The organism is Aquaspirillum serpens DSM 68 (assembly GCF_000420525.1).
GTDB classification, from domain to species: Bacteria; Pseudomonadota; Gammaproteobacteria; order Burkholderiales; family Aquaspirillaceae; genus Aquaspirillum; species Aquaspirillum serpens.
Map to the genome: position 1 here is coordinate 24,198 of NZ_ATVC01000011.1, position 21,186 is coordinate 45,383.

At 52.4% G+C, this 21,186-nt stretch carries 20 protein-coding genes, 1 tRNA gene and 1 pseudogene; 7 read left to right on the forward strand and 15 right to left on the reverse strand.

The window, feature by feature from the left end; translation table 11 throughout:
* The 6 genes from pepP to G465_RS13350 are packed head-to-tail and all read right to left on the reverse strand — an operon-like array spanning position 1 to position 5,060.
* On the reverse strand, positions 1-1,317 hold the full coding sequence (gene pepP / locus G465_RS0103750; protein WP_022653150.1) for a Xaa-Pro aminopeptidase: 1,317 nt from the start codon (positions 1,315-1,317) through the stop codon (positions 1-3).
* Between the two features lie 32 nt (positions 1,318-1,349).
* Complete coding sequence (locus tag G465_RS0103755) at positions 1,350-2,078, reverse strand: YebC/PmpR family DNA-binding transcriptional regulator (protein WP_022653151.1); 729 nt, start codon at positions 2,076-2,078, stop codon at positions 1,350-1,352.
* Between the two features lie 57 nt (positions 2,079-2,135).
* Entirely contained in the window at positions 2,136-2,909 is a 774-nt protein-coding gene (locus G465_RS13340; protein ID WP_022653152.1) for an ATP-binding cassette domain-containing protein, read from the reverse strand.
* Positions 2,903-3,841: a FecCD family ABC transporter permease gene (locus tag G465_RS13345; protein WP_162138805.1), complete on the reverse strand. Its 939-nt coding sequence runs from the start codon at positions 3,839-3,841 to the stop codon at positions 2,903-2,905. Before G465_RS13345 ends, G465_RS13340 begins: the two co-directional genes overlap by 7 nt.
* A gap of 9 nt (positions 3,842-3,850) precedes the next feature.
* Entirely contained in the window at positions 3,851-4,654 is an 804-nt protein-coding gene (dapB, locus tag G465_RS0103770; protein WP_022653154.1) for a 4-hydroxy-tetrahydrodipicolinate reductase, read from the reverse strand.
* A gap of 37 nt (positions 4,655-4,691) precedes the next feature.
* Positions 4,692-5,060: an outer membrane protein assembly factor BamE gene (locus G465_RS13350; RefSeq protein ID WP_022653155.1), complete on the reverse strand. Its 369-nt coding sequence runs from the start codon at positions 5,058-5,060 to the stop codon at positions 4,692-4,694.
* A gap of 101 nt (positions 5,061-5,161) precedes the next feature.
* Here G465_RS13350 and fur point away from each other — a divergent pair, with 101 nt between their 5' ends.
* Genes fur through G465_RS0103790 form a run of 3 tightly spaced genes read left to right on the forward strand, consistent with a single transcriptional unit; the run spans position 5,162 to position 7,021 of the window.
* Positions 5,162-5,599 (forward strand): ferric iron uptake transcriptional regulator, encoded by a 438-nt coding sequence (gene fur, locus G465_RS13355; protein ID WP_022653156.1) that lies wholly within the window; start codon positions 5,162-5,164, stop codon positions 5,597-5,599.
* Positions 5,596-6,306 (forward strand): leucyl/phenylalanyl-tRNA--protein transferase, encoded by a 711-nt coding sequence (gene aat, locus G465_RS0103785; protein ID WP_022653157.1) that lies wholly within the window; start codon positions 5,596-5,598, stop codon positions 6,304-6,306. The genes fur and aat overlap by 4 nt, the downstream gene beginning before the upstream one ends.
* Positions 6,287-7,021, forward strand: a complete 735-nt coding sequence (locus G465_RS0103790) for an arginyltransferase (RefSeq protein WP_022653158.1) — start codon at positions 6,287-6,289, stop codon at positions 7,019-7,021. Before aat ends, G465_RS0103790 begins: the two co-directional genes overlap by 20 nt.
* Here the strand turns inward: G465_RS0103790 and G465_RS13360 are convergent.
* From G465_RS13360 to rluC, 6 genes are read right to left on the reverse strand one after another with little or no spacing between them, the layout of a single operon-like run.
* Positions 7,018-8,175 (reverse strand): quinone-dependent dihydroorotate dehydrogenase, encoded by a 1,158-nt coding sequence (locus tag G465_RS13360; RefSeq protein ID WP_022653159.1) that lies wholly within the window; start codon positions 8,173-8,175, stop codon positions 7,018-7,020. The genes G465_RS0103790 and G465_RS13360 overlap by 4 nt on opposite strands.
* A 35-nt stretch (positions 8,176-8,210) precedes the next feature.
* On the reverse strand, positions 8,211-9,011 hold the full coding sequence (motD, locus tag G465_RS0103805) for a flagellar motor protein MotD (protein ID WP_022653160.1): 801 nt from the start codon (positions 9,009-9,011) through the stop codon (positions 8,211-8,213).
* Between the two features lie 22 nt (positions 9,012-9,033).
* On the reverse strand, positions 9,034-9,978 hold the full coding sequence (locus tag G465_RS0103810) for a S49 family peptidase (RefSeq protein WP_022653161.1): 945 nt from the start codon (positions 9,976-9,978) through the stop codon (positions 9,034-9,036).
* A complete protein-coding gene (locus G465_RS0103815) occupies positions 9,975-10,337 on the reverse strand; it encodes a Rieske (2Fe-2S) protein (protein WP_022653162.1) in 363 nt (120 codons plus the stop codon). Before G465_RS0103815 ends, G465_RS0103810 begins: the two co-directional genes overlap by 4 nt.
* Positions 10,292-10,978 carry an HAD family hydrolase gene (locus tag G465_RS0103820; protein ID WP_022653163.1) on the reverse strand — a complete coding sequence of 229 codons (687 nt, stop codon included), beginning with the start codon at positions 10,976-10,978 and terminating at the stop codon, positions 10,292-10,294. The genes G465_RS0103815 and G465_RS0103820 overlap by 46 nt, the downstream gene beginning before the upstream one ends.
* Positions 10,975-11,910, reverse strand: a complete 936-nt coding sequence (gene rluC / locus G465_RS0103825) for a 23S rRNA pseudouridine(955/2504/2580) synthase RluC (RefSeq protein ID WP_022653164.1) — start codon at positions 11,908-11,910, stop codon at positions 10,975-10,977. Before rluC ends, G465_RS0103820 begins: the two co-directional genes overlap by 4 nt.
* Before the next feature lie 534 nt (positions 11,911-12,444).
* Between rluC and G465_RS13365 the strand changes: the two genes are divergently transcribed.
* Both G465_RS13365 and G465_RS0103835 read left to right on the forward strand, forming a co-directional pair.
* Positions 12,445-15,663 carry an Rne/Rng family ribonuclease gene (locus G465_RS13365; RefSeq protein WP_022653165.1) on the forward strand — a complete coding sequence of 1,073 codons (3,219 nt, stop codon included), beginning with the start codon at positions 12,445-12,447 and terminating at the stop codon, positions 15,661-15,663.
* A 90-nt stretch (positions 15,664-15,753) separates the two neighbouring features.
* Positions 15,754-15,829: transfer RNA gene (locus tag G465_RS0103835), tRNA-Asn, on the forward strand.
* Between the two features lie 56 nt (positions 15,830-15,885).
* Here G465_RS0103835 and G465_RS13370 read toward each other — a convergent pair.
* The 3 genes from G465_RS13370 to G465_RS0103850 all read right to left on the reverse strand — a co-directional run bounded on the left by G465_RS13370 (position 15,886) and on the right by G465_RS0103850 (position 20,124).
* Positions 15,886-16,662: an enoyl-CoA hydratase-related protein gene (locus G465_RS13370; RefSeq protein ID WP_022653166.1), complete on the reverse strand. Its 777-nt coding sequence runs from the start codon at positions 16,660-16,662 to the stop codon at positions 15,886-15,888.
* Positions 16,663-16,810: 148 nt separating this feature from the next.
* Complete coding sequence (locus tag G465_RS0103845) at positions 16,811-18,016, reverse strand: amino acid aminotransferase (protein ID WP_022653167.1); 1,206 nt, start codon at positions 18,014-18,016, stop codon at positions 16,811-16,813.
* A gap of 38 nt (positions 18,017-18,054) precedes the next feature.
* The gene (locus tag G465_RS0103850; RefSeq protein WP_022653168.1) at positions 18,055-20,124 is read right to left on the reverse strand and encodes a sensor histidine kinase; all 2,070 of its coding nucleotides are present in this window, start codon (positions 20,122-20,124) and stop codon (positions 18,055-18,057) included.
* Between the two features lie 134 nt (positions 20,125-20,258).
* On the opposite strand from G465_RS0103850, the gene G465_RS13375 reads away from it, so the two are divergent.
* Positions 20,259-20,990 (forward strand): DctP family TRAP transporter solute-binding subunit, encoded by a 732-nt coding sequence (locus G465_RS13375; RefSeq protein WP_373277220.1) that lies wholly within the window; start codon positions 20,259-20,261, stop codon positions 20,988-20,990.
* 2 nt (positions 20,991-20,992) lie between these two features.
* Positions 20,993-21,186: pseudogene (locus G465_RS16460) on the forward strand (C4-dicarboxylate ABC transporter); the annotation flags it as partial.

Here is a 21,186-nt window from a genome sequence, read left to right on the forward strand (position 1 = left end):
TTATCCCTTCGTGGTTGCCATCAATGTCTCAATCGCCACCGGATCAGTCGGAACTTCGGCCGTCAGCACTTCATGTCCCTGTTCGGTGATTAACACATCGTCTTCAATACGGATGCCAATATTGGCGAATTCAGCAGGTACACCGTCGCCAGCTCGGATATATAAGCCTGGTTCGATGGTGGTTACCATCCCTGCTTGTAGCGGTCGCCATACCCCTTGTTGCTTATACGCTCCAACATCGTGGACATCCAAGCCCAGCCAATGGCCGATGCGGTGCATATAAAAACGTTTGTAGCTTTCGTTTTCGATATTGCTGTCAACGCTGCCTTGTAATAAGCCTAAATCGATCAGGCCCTGTACCAAAATGGTGAGGGCGGCATTGGCTGGGGTATCCCAACTTGCTCCAACCTGACACGCGGCAATCGCTGCTTGCTGACTAGCCAACACAATGTCGTACACCGCTCGTTGCGCGGCAGTGAAACGGCCATTGATTGGGAAGGTGCGCGTAATATCGCCGGCGTAACCGTGGTATTCACACCCCGCATCAATCAGCAACAACTCACCATCACGCAGGCGATCGCGATTGCTGACATAGTGCAAGACACAGGCATTTTTACCGCTGGCAACGATGGATTCATAGGCTGGTGAACGTGCGCCACTGGCCACGAAATGATGCAGCAACACTGCTTCAATTTCATATTCATAGCGCCCTGGGCGGCTGGCTTGCATGGCAAGGCGGTGGGCTTGGGCGGAAATACGGGCAGCTTGGCGCAGTAAGGTGCGCTCGTGTTCATCCTTGAACAAACGCATTTCTGCCAGCAAAGGTTGCAAATCATGCAACTGCGATGGAGCCTGAATGCCTAAACGCGCTTTGCTACGAACTTGGTCTAGCCAATCGAACACTTGCTTATCAAAATTGGCACATTGGCCCAATGGGTAGTAAATCGCTGGTCGGTCTGCCAGATAGGTTGGCATCTGGTTGGCTAATTCCTCGATCGGATGCGCTTCATCAAACGAAAATTCCTCAGCCGCTGCCGCAGGGCCATAGCGGAAACCGTCCCAAATCTCGCGTTCTTCGTGTTTACTGCGGCAAAACAAAATACTTTTACCTGTCCGGCCATCTAATACCACCACCGCCTCGGGTTCGGTAAAACCCGTCAGATAGTAAAAGTTGCTATCAAAGCGATAGGGGTAGTGGGCATCGGCATTGCGCTGGCGCTCTGGTGCGGTGGCTAAGACCACCACACTATCGCCCACCTGCTGCAAGAGATGTTGTCGGCGATGAAGATAAACCGAGGCAGGATGGGCGATAGACATGGCATTTCTTTCTTGTTTAATTCAATCGACAATTAGGCTTGGTCAAACACGGCAGAGGTATAGACCTCTTGCACATCGTCCAGACTTTCTAAGGCGTCTAAAAGTTTCTGCATTTTGACAGCATCATCGCCTTCTAGCTCTGTGTCATTCTGAGCCCGCATGGTGACTTCGCCCATCTCGGCTTTAAAGCCAGCCTTTTCTAATGTCTCACGAATGTTGACAAAGTCATAGGGTGGAGTGATGACCTCTAACGAACCATCTTCATGGTTAATCACATCATCCGCACCGGCCTCTAACGCCGCTTCCATCAGCGCGTCTTCATTGATACCAGGGGCAAAGATGAGGTAACCACAATGGGTAAATTGGAAGGCTACACAGCCATCGGTGCCGAGGTTGCCACCATGTTTGCTAAACGCATGACGCACATCGGCTACGGTACGGGTTTTGTTATCGGTCAGACAATCTACCATCACCGCCGCACCGCCAATGCCATATCCCTCGTAGCGCATTTCTTCGTAGTTCACCCCTTCTAAATTGCCGGTGCCACGATCAATTGCCCGTTGAATATTATCTTTTGGCATATTGGCATCGAGTGCTTTATCGACAGCCAAACGCAAGCGAGGGTTGATTGCCGCATCACCGCCGCCCATTTTGGCGGCAACGGTAATCTCTTTAATCAAACGGGTGAAAATTTGTCCGCGTTTTGCATCCTGACGGCCTTTGCGGTGTTGGATATTGGCCCACTTAGAATGACCTGCCATGTTGTCCTCAAATGATTAGGAATACGATACGGCAGCCATTTTAGCACAGCGCCTTTTTTAGGCTGAAAGCGTCTGTGTGGGCACGATAATTGGCCGGTGTGGTGGGTGGGGATGGGGCAGCAGGACAACTTCTTGTTGCCAAATGGCATGAATTTGTGCGGCGGTTAAACAGGTTTGCGGTGGGCCTGTATCGACTAAGCGACCGTTTTGCAATAGCCATACTACATCAGCATGCCGCATGGCTTGGTTGAGATCGTGCAGCACCATCACCACCCCAATCTGTTCTTGTTGTGCCAGTTGCTGACAATACTGCAATAGCTGTTGTTGGGCGGCTAGATCGAGGGCGGCGCAGGGTTCATCTAACAACAAATAGCGCGGCGTAACATCCGAACAGCGCAGCTGTAACACCGCATGTGCAAATGCCACCTTGGCGCGCTCACCCCCTGACAGATGTTGATGTAAACGTTGTCGGAGCGGGGTGAGATCTAACTCGGTGAGTAAGCGGTCAATTTGTTGCGGCGCAGGTGGGCGGCGCGTGGCAAAGGTGGCGGTTTCTAATACTTCTGCCACTGTTAATCCAAGAATGGGGGTCGAATCTTGCAACATCAGTGCGCGGTGTCGTGCCAGTGTGGCCGAGGGATAATCGTGTAGTGGTCGCTGATGCAAGGTAACGCTGCCGCGAGTGGGGGTTAACAACCCAGCAAGCAGATGTAACAAACTCGATTTACCAGCGCCATTGCGCCCCAAAATGGCGGTCACTTGGCCGGTCGGCCATGTGCCATTGATATCATGTAACCGGTGATCGAGACTTAAGGCATGACAACTTAGCATGGTCGTTGTTGCTGGCGCAGTAGGTAGAGAAAGAACGGCGCACCGGCGAGGCTGGTCATTGCGCCAACCGGTAAATCCAGCGGTGGGGCGCTGTACTGCGCCACACTATCGGCAGCTAGAGCAAGACCGGCGCCGGCAAGCGCCGCCAGTGGAATTAACTGGCGGTGATGTCCGATACCACAGCGGCGTAGGATGTGTGGCACCATCAGCCCGATAAAACCGACCATGCCTGTCATCGCCACTGCACCACCCACGCCACAGGCCACCACCAAATTAAGTCGCTGCTGTTCTCGTTTGACATCCAAACCGAGTGCGTAGGCCTGTGCTGCGCCCAGCAGCAGCACATTCAGTGCGGTGGCGCAGCGTAAGAAATAGCCACCCACCACCAAGCTGAGGCTGCATAGCGCCACCGCTTGTGGTAATGAGGTATAGGCAAAACTGCCTAACAACCAGAATTGGATACTGCGTAAAATCGGATCGGGTACCAGACTAAACAGCACCGCTAAAATTGCCCCACTCAAGGCATTAATGGCAACACCGGCTAACAGGAGATACTGCGGTTGCTGTTGTTGGTTGAGAAATTGTGCCAGCACATTAGCCCCTAGCGCACCGGCAAAAGCTGCAATAGCGACCACCGCCGCTGGACTATGCAGGGCAATCGCCAACGCCGCGCCCAACCCCGCCCCGCCTGCGACACCGACCAACCCTGGATCGGCTAATGGGTTGCGAAATTGGGCTTGCATGGCAGTACCACATACCGCCAAGATCGCCCCGACACTGATGGCTGTCAGCAAACGCGGCAGCCGTAGTTGCCACACAATGTCGCTGACAGCATGGCGTGGCAGGGAAGCGGTATCAATGAGCAGCAAATAGGCACTGTTGATTAGCAAGAATAACAACAAGCCAAGGGCAAAGCGCCTACTGCGAGACAAAGAGAACAATCAGCGCAAACCCAACACATCCTGCATATCAAATAAACCGTGCGGCTTATCTGCTAGCCATTGTGCGGCGCGGACAGCGCCACTGGCAAAGGTCATGCGGCTTGATGCTTTGTGGGTGATTTCCACCCGTTCGCCGACGGTGGCAAACAACGCGGTGTGGTCACCGACCACATCGCCAGCGCGCACGGTGGCAAAGCCGATGGTATTGGGATCACGTTCACCAGTGACACCCTCACGGCCATACACTGCACATGCTTTCAAATCACGGCCTAAAGTATCAGCAATCACCTCGCCCATCCGCAGGGCGGTGCCAGATGGGGCATCGACTTTGTGGCGGTGATGGGCTTCGATGATTTCAATATCGTAGCCCTCGTTTAATACCTTGGCCGCCATTTCCAACAGTTTGAAAGTCAGATTGACCCCAACCGAGAAGTTTGGCGCAAACACAATGCCAATCTGTTCGGCAGCGGCACGGATCGCCGTTTTACCGGCATCATCAAACCCAGTGGTTCCTAAAATCAGCTGTACCTGATGGCGCTGGCACGCTGCCAGATAGCTCAAACTGGCTTCGGGACGAGTGAAGTCGATCAGGACATCTGCCCCAGCCAATACCGCGTCAATATCATCAGAAATCAATACACCGCAAGGTTGACCGACCAACATCCCGGCATCGTGACCAATAAATTCACTGCCACTGCGCTCTAACGCGCCATGTAAGACCGCTTCGGGATGGCTAAATACCGCTTCAATCAGGGTCCGTCCCATGCGGCCACTGCTACCTGCAATCACAATACGACGTTGCATAAACAATTTTCTCACAGCTCAAAAAGAAAAATTAAGATCAGGATTGGGGCGTGTTGGTGTCTTCACGCTTTTTGTTGTCTGGCAAAGCTTGACCTTCAATCCGTTCTAAAACATCGCCTTTGAAGTACAAAGTCAGATGGGCATTGCCAATCAACTGATGCTTATGATAGTGCTGATAGGTGTAGTCCCAACGATTGGCATGGAACATATCTTTTAACAACGGCGTGCCGACAATCGCTTGTACCTGTTGCCGCGTCATACCGGGACGCAGTTTATCAACTTGGTCTTGCGTGATGGCATTACCCTGTTGGATATCAATCGCGTGTGGCGATAACCAATTAGGTAGCTGAGAGATACTGCAGCCGCCAAGTACAGCGGCAAGGCAAACAGAAAGTAAAATTCGCATGACAGTCCTGTGCAACAGCATGGGCGCCTGCCTGTGATTAGGCAACTGGCGGTGAAGGGCTGTATCATAACCGAATGATTTGACTTTGCGACACACTCGTTATGAACCCAGCTCATCATCTTAAAGACATTGGTTTAAAAGCAACTGGCCCTCGGCTTAAGATTTTAAACCTTTTTGAAACCTCTGAACTGCGTCATATGTCGGCAGAAGATGTCTATCGTCAGTTGCTGCTAGAAAATATCGACGTTGGTTTAGCGACGGTGTATCGAGTGCTGACCCAGTTTGAACAAGCTGGCATCTTAACTCGACATCATTTTGAAACCGGCAAAGCGGTATATGAGCTCAATCAAGGCCATCACCACGATCATCTGGTTTGTGTGCAATGTGGGCGTGTGGTGGAGTTCTTTGATGCAGAAATTGAAGCTTTGCAAGACAAAGTCGCGGCTAAGCATGGTTTTCGCATTCAAGAGCACGCGATGTATCTGTACGCAGAATGTACCAAGACCAACTGTGAGCACTTGCAAAACAACGCGACATGATTCCGTTTTTGTCGCCTGAGGCGCCTTTCCCTTCGCCCGAGCGGGCTTTAACACAGCCAAATGGCTTGTTGGCGGCCGGAGGGGCGCTGTCGCCTACGACTTTACTGCGCGCTTATCAGCAAGGGATTTTTCCTTGGTATTCTGCCGGTGAGCCGATTCTTTGGTGGTCTCCCGATCCAAGAATGGTGTTGTATACCGACGAACTGCATCTATCCCGTGCCTTGGTTAAAGTACGCCGTAACCGGCCGTGGCGGGTGACGTTTGATACCGACTTTCCGGCGGTGATGCGCGCTTGTGCCGCAATGCCGCGCCCAGGGCAAGATGGCACTTGGATTACCCCGCAGATGATCGCGACTTACACCGAGTTGCATCGCCTTGGGTATGCCCATTCGGTGGAAACATGGATGGATGGCGAGCGTGTCGGCGGTTTGTATGGGGTGGCGATTGGGCGCATGTTTTACGGAGAATCGATGTTTTCATTGCGACCAGACGCATCTAAGCTAGCATTAGTTTGTCTGGCCGAGCATTTACAACACGCCGGTTTTTCGTTGATAGATTGTCAAATCTACACCCCTCATTTAGCCCGTATGGGGGGACGTTTAATCCCTCGGGCCAGTTTTTTGCAACATCTTGCGACTGCCACACAACAGGAAGCGCCTGCTGGCCTGTGGGAAAAGGAATTCGCTCATGACCCATCGTGCCCCTGATCGCTTAACCAGCCTACATTTTTATTCCACCGCACCCTATCCGTGCAGCTATTTGGCCGACCACATGGCGCGTTCACAAGTCGCGGTGCCAAGCGATGGCATGGACGTCCACACCTATAGCCAACTGGTACGCAGTGGTTTTCGTCGCAGCGGCTATTTTATTTACCGGCCCTATTGTGATGACTGTGTGAAATGTATCTCGGTGCGGGTGCCGGTGGCAGAATTTGAACCCAGTCGTACCCAGCGCAAATTGTGGCGGCGGCATCAGCCGCTACAGGCCCAACTGCACAATCTGCATTTTGATGAAGAACATTATCAGCTCTACAACCGCTATCAACAGGCTCGGCATGATGGCGGTAGCATGGCGGAAGACGATCGCCAACAATACAGCGACTTTATTCTGAAAAGTACGATGGAAAGCTGGTTGGCAGTGTTTCGTGAGCCAGATCAAACCTTGCGTATGGTCAGTTTGATTGATCGTTTAGACGATGGTCTGTCGGCGGTATATACCTTTTTCGATCCTCAACCAGCGAATGCGAGTTTTGGCACTTACAACGTACTGTGGCAAATCGAACTGTGCCGCCGCTTGCGTTTGCCCTATCTCTATCTTGGGTATTGGGTGCAGGAATGCCGGAAGATGGCGTATAAGACCAACTTCCAGCCATTAGAACGTCTCAGTCAAGGCCGCTGGCAGCGGCTAGATGGGGTGTTTTAAGAAGACGTCTGTTGTTTTGCTTTTTCTGCTTCGGCGGCCGCTTGTGCCTCGGCTGCTAGCCGTGCTGCTTCTGCCTCGGCGCGGGCGTGTTGCCACAGGGCCCGTTGTTGTTGTCGTTTGGCCTCGAGTTCAGCCAAGAAGGGGCGGGCAGCTTCGACACATTCGTTAACCAACACGGGACCTCGGAAAATCAAGCCACTGTAGATTTGAACTAAGCTGGCACCGGCATCAATTTTTTCCCACGCATCCCCGCCGCGAGTGATCCCGCCGACACCGATAATCGGCACTGCGCCTTCGAGCTGCAATGCCAATTCGCGAATCACCAGTGTTGATTTGCTATTCAGCGGTGCCCCACTCATCCCACCTTGTTGTTCTGCCCCCGGGAGGTGCATTAAACCATCACGAGATAAGGTGGTATTGGTGGCAATCACACCATCAATCCGATGTTCAATAAATAATTTCGCTATCCCTGCAATCGCCTCGGTGGTCAAATCGGGGGCAATTTTTACGACCAACGGCACATAACGGCCCGTCTGATCGGCCAACTCTAACTGACGCATTTTGAGCTGAGACAGCAACACCGATAAGGCTGCTTCATTTTGCAGATCGCGCAGACCTTTGGTATTCGGTGAAGAAATGTTGATGGTGATATAACTGGCGTAGGGGTACACCTTATTCATACAAATCAGGTAATCATCAACCGCTGCTTCAATCGGCGTGGTGGCGTTTTTACCGATATTAATTCCCAAAATACCGCGATAGCGGGTCTTTTTCAGGTTTTCCAGCAGTGCATCCACACCGTGATTATTAAACCCCATGCGGTTGATGATGGCATCTGCCCCCGGAAAGCGGAACAGGCGTGGTTTATCGTTCCCTGCCTGTGGTTTTGGCGTCACTGTACCAACTTCGATAAAGCCAAAACCCAAGCCAGCTAAGGCATCAATATACTCGCCATTTTTATCTAACCCTGCGCCAATCCCGACTGGATTAGGGAAAGTCATGCCCATTACTTCAATCGGCAGCGGTGCTGGACGTGAACCAAACAGGGCGTCAAGACCATAGTTATTACAAAAGCGCAGCCCATTGAGGCTGACTTCATGCGCTTGCTCAGGATCTAAACGAAACAGCAAGGGACGCAGCAAAGAATAAAGCATGCTCATCGCAATACAATCAAAAAAAAGAAAAGAGGTTATTCACTGCGGTCAACGCTGCTGAGGGCATCAATCGGCACCGAGCTGTCATTGCGGCGATCGAGCAGAATACTGATCGCAACGCGGCGGTTTTTAGCGCGGCCTTCTGCCGTTTGATTATCCGAAATCGGTCGTGTCTCGGCGCGGCCAATCGCCACTAAACGAGCAGGGGGCACACCGCTTTCTTGGAACAGCCGCACAATACTGCCGGCGCGTGCGGCTGACAGTTCCCAGTTCGACGGATATAAGGCCGTGCTGATCGGGATGTTGTCGGAAAAACCTTCGACTCGCACGGGGTGGTCGTCATTGGCGAGGATTTGCCCGACTTGCCCTAAAATGTCTGCCGACATGCCGCGTGGCAGTGCGCGCCCCGATTCAAACAGCGCACTGTCGTTGATTTCTACCGCGATTGAAAATTTGTCTTGAGTGACTTTGACTTGGCCTGTTTTTACTAACGGGTCGAGGGCGGCTAACAGCGCACGGTTTAGCCGTGCAATGCGCTCTTGGCGTTCGATTTCCGTATTGCTTTTGACATGCTCGGCAATGGTTTTAGGGTCTTCAATCGCCACCATCGAGTTGGCCGCTTGTCCGGTTTGTTGCAGCACCGTCGGGGTAATCGAACCATCACGAAACGCTGAAATCACTGCCGCCGATAATTCTTTATATTTGCCTTCGTTGACCGAGGAGATGGCATACATCACCACAAAGAACGCAAATAACAAGGTGACAAAGTCGGCATACGACACCATCCACCGTTCTAGGTTTTCGTGTTCTTCCGTGTTTTGACGACGGCGGGCCATGTTGGATCTCCTCAAACAACGATTAACGCAATTGTGGGCTGAATAGCTGGTTTAGATAGCTGTGCACACCACTGCTAAATTCGACACCAAAGCGTTTTGCAAAGCGGTCTGCTAAATCACCACGAGGTGAAAAATCGACCACTTCCTCCGCTTTAATCACATCGCGGGCCACCGATTGTACACTGCCATAGCCGTCTGCCAATCCCAGCGGAATGCTTTGCTCTCCCAACCACACCAAACCACTGAATAAATCAGGATCGTTGCGTAAACGCTGGCCGCGACCTTGTTTCACCGCCTGAATAAACTGGTTGTGAATGCCATTTAACAGTTGTTGCCGCCATTGTTGATCGCTCTCTTTGCTTGGGGAAAACGGATCACCCAAGGCTTTGTTGTTGCCGGCGGTTTGCAAGCGACGTTCCACGCCTAATTTCGCCATCGCTTCAGTAAAGCCAAAGCCATCGGACAACACCCCGATCGAACCGATAATGCTGGCCTTATCCACAAAAATTTTATCAGCAGCACTGGCAATGTAATAACAACCGGAGGCACAGACTTCTTCAACCACTACATGCACTGGAATTTCAGGGTGTTTTTGTCGCTGGCGGCGGATTTCATCAAAGACGCGGCCTGACAATACAGGGCTGCCGCCTGGACTGTTGGCTTGGATGATAATGCCTTTGGTGTTGCTGTCTTGATAGGCGCTGTCGAGGCCTTCAATCAGATAGTCGGCGGTTTGGTTTTCGCTGGAAATCGCCCCTTCCAAACGAATCAGCGCCGTGTGGCCGTTGATGCTGCTGGCAAGGTGTTCTGGTTTGGTACCAAACAGACTGCTAAATACCAGCAAAGCAATCAAACTCAGCCACACAAAACGAAAGAAAATTTGCCACCGACGGGCACGGCGTTGTTCGGTAACGGCGGCCAGCGCCACCCGTTCTAATACACTGCGTTCCCAATTTGGGTCATTCATTGCGAATTCTCTCCATTGCAAGCGGGCGGTACCAGATAGACCTGCCCATCACGTTCTTCAACCTTGACCGAGTGTAACCGGCTGCCACGGCATGGCCCTCGCACACATAATCCGGTGTCTGGTTGATAAGTCGCACCATGTAGCGCACAGATAAGATAGTGTTTTGATAAATCAAAAAAATCACCATCACGATAATCCATTTCAACCGGAATATGCCGACACTGATTTAAGTAGGCATACACATGGCCTTGATAGCGAATGGCAAAAGCAGCTTGTCCTGCGACTTCAAAGCGCACGCCAAGCCCACCCTCGCTTAGATTGTCGCTGCTGCAGAGCCACTGAGCCGAGGGCGTAGCCATTGGTCACACTCAACAAAAGAAGAAAAACAAGCCAGTGGCTGTGTCTGTTGTAGGGCATCGGCAGGATGTGCACCAGAGGCAATGCCAATACCGTGGGTGTTCGCGTGTTGGGCCATCAATAAATCATGTGTGGTATCACCAATCATCACCGTTTCTGTTGCATCAACCGCGAAATAAGCCATCAACTCTAACAACATCTGTGGATGAGGTTTAGATTGGCATTCGTCCACTGTCCGCGTGGCATGAAACACGCGGTCTAAGCCGGTGCTATTTAACACGCGATCCAATCCCATCCGGCTTTTCCCTGTGGCAACCGCCAGAAAAATATCTGGTTGTTGTTGGTAATGCGCCAAAGCGGCTTCCACGCCATCAAATAATGCCACTTCGGTATCGCGTGCCAAATAATGATGGCGGTACGCTGCGACCATCTCAGCGTACTGTGTTGGTTTAAGTTCGGGGCAAGCATGTTGTAGTGCATCAACCAATCCCAACCCAATCACGTGGCTGGCGCGCTCACGCGAGGGAATGGGCAAGCCTAAATCTTGACAAGCCAGTTGAATCGAACGGGTGATGTGGGCGGTGGAGTCCATCAAGGTTCCATCCCAATCGAACACTACAAGGCGAAATTGAGAGGCAATCATGGCTGTAACTCGGTTAAGAAACGGCTTAAATCATCAGGCAGCGGCGCTTCAAGCACCAACAGCTCATCAGTCAGTGGATGTTTGAGTTGCAGACGGGCGGCATGAAGGAACATCCGCTTCAGTCCTTGTTTGGCGAGCTGTTTGTTGAGAGAAAAATCGCCATATTTATCATCCCCTGCAATCGGATAGCCAGAGGATTGCATGTGAACCCGAATTTGGTGGGTACGGCCAGTTTTTAACTGCGCTTCGACCAAGGTAAAATCACCATAAGGTTGCACAATCCGAAAACGGGTATGGGCGGCTTTGCCATCACTCTGTACCTGCACCCGCCGCTCACCATCTGGCAGCAAATACTTATGCAACGGTAAGGTCACATCTTTTAGCTTAGCGGGCCATTGACCACAGGCCAACGCCAAATAGCGTTTATCAATGCGTGGGCCACGCATCACTTCGTGCATTTTCACCAAACAACTGCGCTTTTTCGCAATCATCAACAAACCCGAAGTTTCACGGTCGAGGCGATGGATTAACTCTAAAAAGTGGCTTTCAGGGCGGGCTGAACGCAATTGTTCAATCACACCAAACGACACCCCCGACCCGCCATGCACGGCGACGCCGGCTGGTTTGTTGATGACCAATAAAGCGTCATCTTCAAAAACCACGGCAAATTGTTGGGCTGGCGCGATAGGGCCAGTTTGGCTGCGTTCGGCCACGCGCACCGGCGGAATTCTGACAATATCGCCGGCATTGAGACGATAACTCGCATCAATTCGGCCTTTATTGACGCGGACTTCACCGCTGCGGAGGATGCGATAGACATGACTTTTTGGCACCCCTTTGAGGTGGCGCAGTAAAAAGTTATCGATGCGTTGTCCGGCATCGTTGTCATCAAGTGTCAACAATGTGACAGAGTCTTTGCTTATGAGGGTCATCTTGCTTATACTTCGTTGGCTTTTGCTTGCCTTTGCCCTGTTGGCGCGGCAAAAAAGCAAACCGCGATCTGGCGGTTGGGGTGATGCACAATGATGCAAGAACTGCCGACACCTCGACACAAAGCCGGCGATGACAGAGTGGTTTTCCCTCCGGTTTCATCGACCTGATGCTTTGGCCTGCCAACTTCATTGTGATCGTTTAGGCAGTTCTCGGTTGTATTCGCTCACCGAAAAGCAGCGATGGTAAAGCATTTACACGCGACACGCACTCACGAGATTTCCGTCCCCTGTCTTGAATCGACAAGGGCATTGCAGCAAAGTTTGACCCAACATAGGAATAGTCCCCGCGTTGAAGCCCTGCGCCATAGCCCAAAAAAACTGTGAACAAGGCTGGCGGCTCGCTAAATTACCCTCGATCCTGCTCTTTATTGTCTGTTACTGAAAATCTTTTGATCGATCTATCGTTCTGAACGGAAACAGAACGTGTCAAATACTCGCTGCGTCCTTGCGTGTGTGTCGCGCAAGGAACACATGATGAAACGTATGTTATTTAATGCTACTCAAGCAGAAGAACTGCGAGTGGCGATTGTCGATGGACAAAAACTGGTTGATTTAGATATTGAAACCGTCGGCAAAGAACAAAAAAAAGGCAACATTTATAAAGCAATCATTACCCGTATCGAGCCTTCGCTAGAAGCGTGTTTTGTCGATTACGGTTCTGAACGCCACGGTTTTCTACCGTTCAAAGAAATCTCTCGCGCCTATTTCCATACCCAAGATGCTGGTCGTGATGCACGCATTCAGGATGTGTTATCCGAAGGCATGCAACTGATCGTCCAAGTGGAAAAAGACGAGCGTGGCAACAAAGGCGCGGCCCTGACCACCTATATCAGCTTGGCCGGTCGTTATTTGGTGTTGATGCCAAACAATCCGCGTGGCGGTGGTGTGTCGCGCCGGATTGAAGGCGAAGAGCGCAACGAACTGCGCGAGTTGATGAGCCAGCTGTCCACGCCGCGTGGCATGAGCCTGATTGCCCGCACCGCCGGTATTGGTCGTTCGCTCGAAGAATTGCAGTGGGATTTAAACTATCTCTTGCAACTGTGGAGTGCGATTGAAGGCGCTGCTGGCGCACAGCCAGCACCCTTCTTGATTTATCAAGAAGGTAGCTTGGTCATCCGCGCCATTCGCGATTATTTCCAGCCTGATATTGGCGAAATTTTGATCGACACCGAAGAAGTGTACGAACAAGCACGCCAATTTATGAGCCATGTCATGCCGGGTAATGTGGCACGGGTGCGCTTGTACCATGATGATGTGCCGTTGTTCTCGCGTTTCCAAATCGAACACCAAATCGAAACCGCCTATTCGCGCCAAGTGGGTTTGCCGTCTGGCGGGGCGATTGTGATTGACCATACCGAAGCTTTGGTGTCGGTGGATGTCAACTCGGCACGGGCAACCAAAGGCGCCGACATCGAAACCACCGCGCTCAATACCAATTTGGAAGCGGCGGAAGAGATTGCACGTCAGTTACGTTTGCGCGATTTAGGTGGTTTGATCGTGATCGACTTTATCGACATGGACAACCCAAAAAATCAGCGCGAAGTGGAAAACCGCTTAAAAGACGCGCTGAAAACCGATCGGGCGCGGGTGCAAATGGGCAAACTGTCCCGTTTTGGCCTGCTGGAATTGTCGCGTCAACGCCTGCAACCTTCCCTCGGTGAAACCAGCCACATGCCTTGTCCGCGTTGTCATGGCACCGGTTTTATTCGTGGCACCGAATCGTCTGCCTTACACATTCTGCGCATCATTCAAGAAGAAGCGATGAAAGACCATAGCTTGGCGGTGCATGCTCAAGTGCCGGTGGATGTCGCGACTTTCTTACTGAATGAAAAACGGGCGGAATTGTTTGGCATTGAAGCACGCTTGCGCGTCAGTGTGGTGTTGATTCCGAATATGCATTTGGAAACACCGAATTATCAAATCTCGCGCATTCGCCAAGATGAAATGAACGAGGCGGAAGACAATCTGCCGAGCTATCGCCGTGCCGCCAAGCCAATCGAATCTCTTGCTACTAGCTATACCCAAGAGCGTGAACGGCCAGCGCGACAACAAGCAGCAGTGCAAGGGATTACTCCCGATCAACCTGCGCCAATTTCTAGCCGCGATCAGGCTGCTGCTGCGCCTGCCCCTGCACCGACTCCCGTCCCTGCGCCACAACCCATGGGTTTGATCGACCGCATTGTGGCGTGGTTTAAAGGTAGCCCCGCGCCGGCGCCGGTGGTGGTTGCACCGCCGGTTGCTGAGCCAGTGAAGCGCGAACCGCCGCCCCGCCGAGAGCCTCGTCGTCCAGCGCCTGCTGCCCGCCCACCACGGCCAGAGCGTCCCGTCGCTGCGCCAGTAGCAGAAGAACCAACGCGCGAATCACGCCGTCGGCCACCTTCTCCTGCTATCGAAAGTCGTACGCCGCAAGAGACCAAAGAGCCGCGTGAACCACGTCAAACCGACCGTCGCGCGCCACGAGTCGAGCAAGAAGCGGCCGATATGGTGGAAGCACCGCGCGAACGTCGTCGTCCTCGTCGTGAGCCTAACCCTGTACCAGCGGCTCAAGCTGCTAATACCGCACCTGAAGCGGTGGTAACACCTGCCCCTGCGCCGATGATGGCCATGACCACTGCCGATTTGCCACCAGAGCATGAAGAACGGGTTGAGGAAACACGCGAACGGCCAAACCGTCGCCGTCGTAATCGCCGTGGTGAGCGTCGTGACGATGCACAAAACCAAACTACGGTGGCGGCTGAAGAATCTGCGGCAACGCCGGTGGTAGCAACAGCCCCCGTTGTGCCGACTAATGTAGTGGTGGCACCGACTGTGGTTGAAGCCGCGCCGGCAGCACCTGCACCTGCTCCGGTGGTCGCAACACCCGTTGTGGCGCCTGTGGTTGAACCCGCTCCGGTTGTCGTGCCCGTGCCCGTCCCTACCCCTGTGGCTGAAGTTGTTGCAGCACCGGCACCGGTGATGAGCACCACGGCTGATTTACCCCCAGCAGTAGAGGAAGCCCCTGCCCCTGTTGCCGTGGTTGAGCCTGTGGTAACGCCGCCGGTAGTAGAAACCGCGCCGGCCGTGGTTGTCGAACCTACGCCGCCTGCGGTTGTGGTAGCGGCTCCTGTGATGGCGCAAATTGAAACAACACCGGTGGCAACGCAAGTTGAATCTACTCCCGTTGTTGTTGCGCCTGCCCCTGTGGTGGTGGAATCTACCCCAATGGTGGAACAGCCACTGCCTGCACCGGTTCCCGCACCGGCTCCGGTAGAAGTTGTCACGCCGGTTGTGATGGAGACACCTGCGGTGATTGAACCTGTGGCATCAGTGGTTGCCGAGGTCAGCGAACCCCAGCCGGTGGTGGAGGTTGAGACAGTTGCAGCAGTGACGGTCCCAGAAGCGGTCAATACACCTGTGGCAGCTGTTGCGGCGGTTGAGGCAATGCCGGAGCCTGTTGCACCAGCACCAGCACCAGCACCAGCACCAGCACCAGCACCCACCGCTGGCTGGCGTGCAGCTCGAGCACAGTGGTTTACGGCACCTGCCTCGGCCAGTGCGCCTGCTGCCTTGCAGCAAGTGGAAACCTCGGTTGCGCCTGCTGTGGTGATGGTTGAGCCTGTACCGGCAAATGTGGTGCGCCGCCGCGATGTGGCGCGTCCAAACGCAGCCGCGACAACTGCCACACCGTTGGTGCAAGTCGAAACGCAAGGCTAAGCGAAAAAGGGGATGAACTTTTTGTTGATCCCCTGTTGACAACGGAGGCGGGTTACTCTATTATTCGCCTCCTCGATGCAACGCATCTGTTCCTCGATAGCTCAGTCGGTAGAGCGCCGGACTGTTAATCCGTAGGTCCCTGGTTCGAGCCCAGGTCGAGGAGCCAAGAACACAAACCCCAGTCATTGCTGACTGGGGTTTTTGTTTTGTGCGGTGATGGCTTTAATCGTCTGTTTCCCGCCACCACGGTGCCATCCTTTGCTGATAGGCTTGCAGGCCTTGTTCTGCCTCTTGTGGTGATTCAGGCCACGCATTAAACAGCAGGTGAAACGCAGGCATGGTGTTGAGCGATTGTTGTTTGAGCTGGCGCTGTAAATGCGGTGCACCTTGCCGCCATTCTTGTGCCAAGCTCAGTGCGGCAATTTTGGCGCACCCGCTCTCCACTTTCTCTTCAATCAGCCCAATGTGTTGCGCCATCTGGCTGCTGATTGTTTGTCCACTGATCATCAAACGTTGTTGCCAAATGGGACTGACCCGCCTAGCCAGTAAGGCCGAAGCAAAGTAGGGCGTTAAACCGTGGGTGACTTCGGGATAGCCTAAGCGGGCCGGTGTTTCTGCAACACAGACATCACACGCCAATGCCCAATCTAATCCCCAACCCAGTGCATAGCCATTGATAGCGGCAATCGTTGGCAGGGGGAATTGCAACAGTTGTTGTAATAACTCAGCAAAAGCGGCATGGCTTGCTTGACGCTCGCTTTGGTTTTGTTGTGCCAACTGATCGAGGTCGGCACCCGCCGAGAAATAGCGTTCACCCGCGCCAGTAATAATCAACACCCGCCACGGTGCATCGGGTTCGCTAATCTGGTGTTGTAACTCGCTTAACTGCTGTTGAAAGGCGTGGATGACATCAAGTGTCCACGTATTGGCATGGCCATGAGTCAGCGTGAGCATCACCGTATCGTTGAAATACGCTTGGCGAGAAAAATAACTAGGCATGGCGTCAACTCCTCTCAAAAGCAAATGGCGAATCTAAACAAAGGCTCCTTTCTCTACATAGTGTATTTTTTCGGCGTTGTCGCCTTGTTTTGCATAAAAAAACACCGCCAGACTATGCCGGCGGTGTGATGACTGCGCGAGTGAAAAATTATTTCACGACAGCGGCGATAGCGTCAGCCACCGCATCGATGTTGTTGCTATTCAAAGCAGCCAAGCAAATGCGGCCAGTGCCGACGGCATAGATGCCAAATTCATTGCGTAACACATCGACTTGTGCCGAGGTTAAACCGGTGTACGAGAACATGCCGCGTTGTTTCACCACGAACGAGAAGTCTTGATTCACGCCCTTAGCTGCCAGTTTTTCGACCAAGCTGCTACGCATGGCACGGATACGATCACGCATACCGGCTAATTCATCTTCCCACATTTGACGCAGTTCGCTGCTACCCAACACCGCAGCCACCACTGCACCACCGTGAATGGGTGGGTTGGAGTAGTTGGTACGAATGACGCGTTTCAGCTGCGACAACACGCGGCCGGCTTCTTCTTTGTCTGCGGTGATGATCGACAAGGCGCCAACGCGCTCGCCATATAAAGAGAAGCTCTTCGAGAACGAGCTAGAGACAAAGAATTGCAAGCCCGATGCTGAGAAAGCACGCACAGCCACAGCATCTGCATCGATGCCATCCGCAAAACCTTGATAAGCCATATCCAAGAACGGCACCAAACCACGCTCACGGCAAGCCTCAACCACTTCATCCCACTGGGCATCGCTTAAATCGGCGCCAGTTGGGTTGTGGCAGCAAGCATGCAGAATCACCACCGAACCGGGGGCCATCGCCAACAATTTGGCTTTCATGCCTTCAAAGTTCACACCACGAGTTTCAGCATCGTAGTAGGGATAGGTATCAACAGGGAAACCTGCCGCTTCAAACAAAGCGCGGTGATTTTCCCAAGAAGGATCGCTGATATACACGGTGGCATCGGCATTCAGGCGTTTGAGGAAATCAGCACCAATTTTCAAGGCACCTGTCCCACCCAAGGCTTGTGCAGTCACCACACGGCCAGAGGTGGCTAATTCAGAACCGGTACCAAATAACAGATTTTGCACCGCCGTGTTGTAGGCGGCATTGCCTTCGATAGGCTGATAGCCACGCGGTGGGGCGGCTTTCAGACGCGCTTCTTCGGCGGTTTTGACTGCGGCCAACAGCGGAATTTTGCCGTTGTCGTCGTAATACACGCCTACGCCCAAATTGACTTTGGTGCTGCGGGTATCGGCATTAAACGCTTCGGTTAAGCCGAGGATAGGATCGCGAGGGGCCATTTCGACGGCGGCAAACAAAGAGGCGCTCATTCAGGTTTTACTCCAAAAGGGGTGGGCAAAAAATAATTTTAACATGCCGTTGCTGTGCTTTGGCATGGCTCGGTGGTGTTTGCTTGTAGTGGCAAGGTGAAATAAAAACAAGCCCCGCCTAAACCACAGTTGGGTAGGCAATCAAGGTCATACAAGGCAAATTGGCCGCGATGGTGTTCAATAATTGAACGACAGATATTTAGGCCCATGCCCATGCCTTCTTCTTTACTGGTAAAAAATGGCGTAAACAACTGTTGCCGTGCTTCTGTGCTCAAACCTGGGCCATTGTCGGCGACTTCGACTCGCCAATGGTCGGCCTCGACATAACTGGCAACATGCACCCGCCGTTCCTGTTGTGCTGTTGCACTGACCGCATCAATGGCATTGCGTAATAGATTCACTAACACTTGTTCAATTAACACCGGATCCATTTCTAAGGCAGGAACGGCATCCAATCGAGTGTCAACTTGCACTTTTCGTTCCGTGAGCAAGGAGTGGGTCAGGGTTAACGCCGATTGAATGACACGGGCCGGCTCGCTGAGTTGCAAACGGGGCGCCCGTTTTTTCACAAATCCCCGAATGCCACGAATCATATCCGCTGCCCGTTGTGATTGCGCCACCATTTTTTCCAACGGTTCACGCAGTTTAGTATGGCCTGCTTCTTGTTCTAATAGCCGCAGCGAACCTTTGGAATACGTGGTGATTGCAGCCAAAGGCTGGTTAAGCTCGTGTGCCAAACTCGATGCCATTTCGCCCAATGCCACCAAACGGGCGGTATTTTCTAACCGACTATGCGCCAGCTGAATTGCCTCCCGTTTACGTTTTAATTCGGTGATGTCATAACACGACGCCAACCACACCCCTCGGCCACGGCTTTGTGGTGGGAGCGGGGCGGCATACAGACGAATATCGAGTGCCTCGCCTTGCCGATGTTGACAGCGCAATTCAAAACCAAATTTTGGCACTTCACCAGCTTGAATGGCATTCAGCGCGCTGTGCCACGCGGGATATTGTTCTGGATGAACAAAACGATAAGGCGGTGCGTCGCCGATCAACTCGGTTTGACTATACCCCAGCATATCACCTAAGGCGCGGTTGACCCGCACAATTCGTCCCTGTTCATCTAGGACTAATAAGCCATTTTGCATGGTGTCTTCGATGGCAGCGCGTAACTCCATTTCTGCCCGTAAATGCGCCTCGACCTGTTGCCGATGGCGGATATGTTGCCGCACGCGCCATAGGCTCAACAGCAGAAACACCAATGATAACAACATCCCCCCACCTAGTAAGGGCAAACTCAATCCCAATCCGACACGATAGGCGGTGGCGCGTAGGCGTAGGCCATGCCCCGGGGGGGTAAAGTCAATTTCATGGCTTAAGGCGGCGGCGCGTTCACCAATATTGAATTTACTGGCTAACACAGCGCCATCGAGATTGACGATGCTGATTTGATATTTTTGTGCAATCCACCACGGCACATGATGGTAGAGCAAACCATTGAGCGCATAAGTGAGCCGTACAGTGCCAGCATATTCCCCGTGGCGATACATCGGCATCACCATATCGACCAACGGGCGTTTATGAATGGGCGAATAAAGAATGCTATAGGCAGCACCACGCATTTTACGGCCACTGTCGAGGGCATCTTGTTGGGCAAATTCGCTGGCGCTGTCGTTGGCGGTGACTTCATCACTGACACGGCTGACGTGCCAAATCAATTGGTGTTTGGGATCGAGATAATCGACTTGCACCAGTTCGCGGTTTTCCCGTAGCAACAAACGGGCGGCTGATTTGAAATGCACGGCATTGATATTGTCGCGAGCAAGATCTTGTGCGATGGCCGCTGCCCAATCTTGATGGCTTTGAAAATGCAGGCGCAGTGTTTGTTCTAACCACAAAATATCTTGAATTAGCCCATCACGCCGTTCGTCTTGGGTGTCGCGATAAATCAGTGCAATCAATAAGCTAAATGCAATCAATAAGCTAAATAACACCAACAACCCCACCACGGCGAAGGCTGGTCCCCACCATAACCAACGCCCCGTTAACGGCTTTTTCATTCTGGTTTTGCCTTCTTGTGCTTCATTGCTGTGCCTATCATGGCCCATTTTGTCGCTTCTCGGTATCGCGATAGTGCCCAATTAGGGTTTTCCCTAATGCGGAATTCCCTAATAGCGAGCATGGCAAGAGCAAGCTAAGGTTGAGCCATCGCACAACAAAATCTCACAGAGGAGAACGCAAGATGAAATTTAAGTTAAGTGCACTGGCCTTGGCCGTTGGCGTGTTGGCATCACCGATGGTGATGGCATCTGAAATTGTCATCAAATTTAGCCATGTGGTGGCACAAGACACCCCAAAAGGCAAAGCCGCTGAACATTTCAAAAAGCTGGCTGAAGAGCGCACCAAGGGTAAAGTGAAAGTCCAAGTCTACCCAAACAGCCAGTTGTATAAGGACAAAGAAGAACTGGAAGCCCTGCAATTAGGTGCGGTGCAAATGTTGGCACCCAGCTTGGCTAAATTCGGCCCATTGGGTGTGAAAGAATTCGAAGTCTTTGATTTGCCTTATATCTTTGACGATTACAAAGACCTGCATAAAGTGACCGAAGGCCCAGTCGGTAAACAGTTGCTGGGTAAATTGCAAACCAAAGGCATCACCGGTTTGGCGTTTTGGGATAACGGTTTCAAAGCCTTCTCCGCCAACAAACCTTTGAAAGCCCCTGCTGATTTCAAAGGCCTGAAGATGCGGATTCAATCTTCCAAAGTCTTGGAAGAAGAAGTGCGCGCCTTGGGTGCTTTGCCGCAGGTGATGGCATTCTCCGAAGTGTACCAAGCCTTGCAAACTGGCGTGGTTGATGGCACCGAAAACCCAATTTCTAACTTCTACACCCAAAAAATGCACGAAGTGCAAAAACACCTGACCCTGTCTAACCACGGCTATTTGGGTTATGCCACGGCTATTTGGGTTATGCGGTGATTGTGAATAAGAAATTCTGGGACGGTTTGCCAGCGGATGTGCGTACCACCTTAGAAGGTGCAATGGTTGATGCAACGAAATACGCTAACCAAATTGCAGAACAACAAAACCTGCGTGATCTCGAGTCGGTGAAGAAATCGGGCAAAACCACGGTTTATACCCCAACCCCAGCTGAGAAAGCGGCATTGAAAGCGGC

Coding starts and splice junctions, on each gene's coding strand:
- G465_RS0103820 (WP_022653163.1), bottom strand. CDS start 10,978: ATGATTGCCTCTCAATTTCGCCTTGTAGTGTTCGATTGGGATGGAACC.
- aat (WP_022653157.1), top strand. CDS start 5,596: ATGATTCCGTTTTTGTCGCCTGAGGCGCCTTTCCCTTCGCCCGAGCGG.
- rluC (WP_022653164.1), bottom strand. CDS start 11,910: ATGACCCTCATAAGCAAAGACTCTGTCACATTGTTGACACTTGATGAC.
- dapB (WP_022653154.1), bottom strand. CDS start 4,654: ATGCAACGTCGTATTGTGATTGCAGGTAGCAGTGGCCGCATGGGACGG.
- fur (WP_022653156.1), top strand. CDS start 5,162: ATGAACCCAGCTCATCATCTTAAAGACATTGGTTTAAAAGCAACTGGC.
- G465_RS0103815 (WP_022653162.1), bottom strand. CDS start 10,337: ATGGCTACGCCCTCGGCTCAGTGGCTCTGCAGCAGCGACAATCTAAGC.
- G465_RS13360 (WP_022653159.1), bottom strand. CDS start 8,175: ATGCTTTATTCTTTGCTGCGTCCCTTGCTGTTTCGTTTAGATCCTGAG.
- G465_RS13365 (WP_022653165.1), top strand. CDS start 12,445: ATGAAACGTATGTTATTTAATGCTACTCAAGCAGAAGAACTGCGAGTG.
- G465_RS0103790 (WP_022653158.1), top strand. CDS start 6,287: ATGACCCATCGTGCCCCTGATCGCTTAACCAGCCTACATTTTTATTCC.
- G465_RS13370 (WP_022653166.1), bottom strand. CDS start 16,662: ATGCCTAGTTATTTTTCTCGCCAAGCGTATTTCAACGATACGGTGATG.
- G465_RS13375 (WP_373277220.1), top strand. CDS start 20,259: ATGAAATTTAAGTTAAGTGCACTGGCCTTGGCCGTTGGCGTGTTGGCA.
- motD (WP_022653160.1), bottom strand. CDS start 9,011: ATGGCCCGCCGTCGTCAAAACACGGAAGAACACGAAAACCTAGAACGG.
- G465_RS0103850 (WP_022653168.1), bottom strand. CDS start 20,124: ATGGGCCATGATAGGCACAGCAATGAAGCACAAGAAGGCAAAACCAGA.
- G465_RS13340 (WP_022653152.1), bottom strand. CDS start 2,909: ATGCTAAGTTGTCATGCCTTAAGTCTCGATCACCGGTTACATGATATC.
- pepP (WP_022653150.1), bottom strand. CDS start 1,317: ATGTCTATCGCCCATCCTGCCTCGGTTTATCTTCATCGCCGACAACAT.
- G465_RS0103845 (WP_022653167.1), bottom strand. CDS start 18,016: ATGAGCGCCTCTTTGTTTGCCGCCGTCGAAATGGCCCCTCGCGATCCT.
- G465_RS13350 (WP_022653155.1), bottom strand. CDS start 5,060: ATGCGAATTTTACTTTCTGTTTGCCTTGCCGCTGTACTTGGCGGCTGC.
- G465_RS0103755 (WP_022653151.1), bottom strand. CDS start 2,078: ATGGCAGGTCATTCTAAGTGGGCCAATATCCAACACCGCAAAGGCCGT.
- G465_RS0103810 (WP_022653161.1), bottom strand. CDS start 9,978: ATGAATGACCCAAATTGGGAACGCAGTGTATTAGAACGGGTGGCGCTG.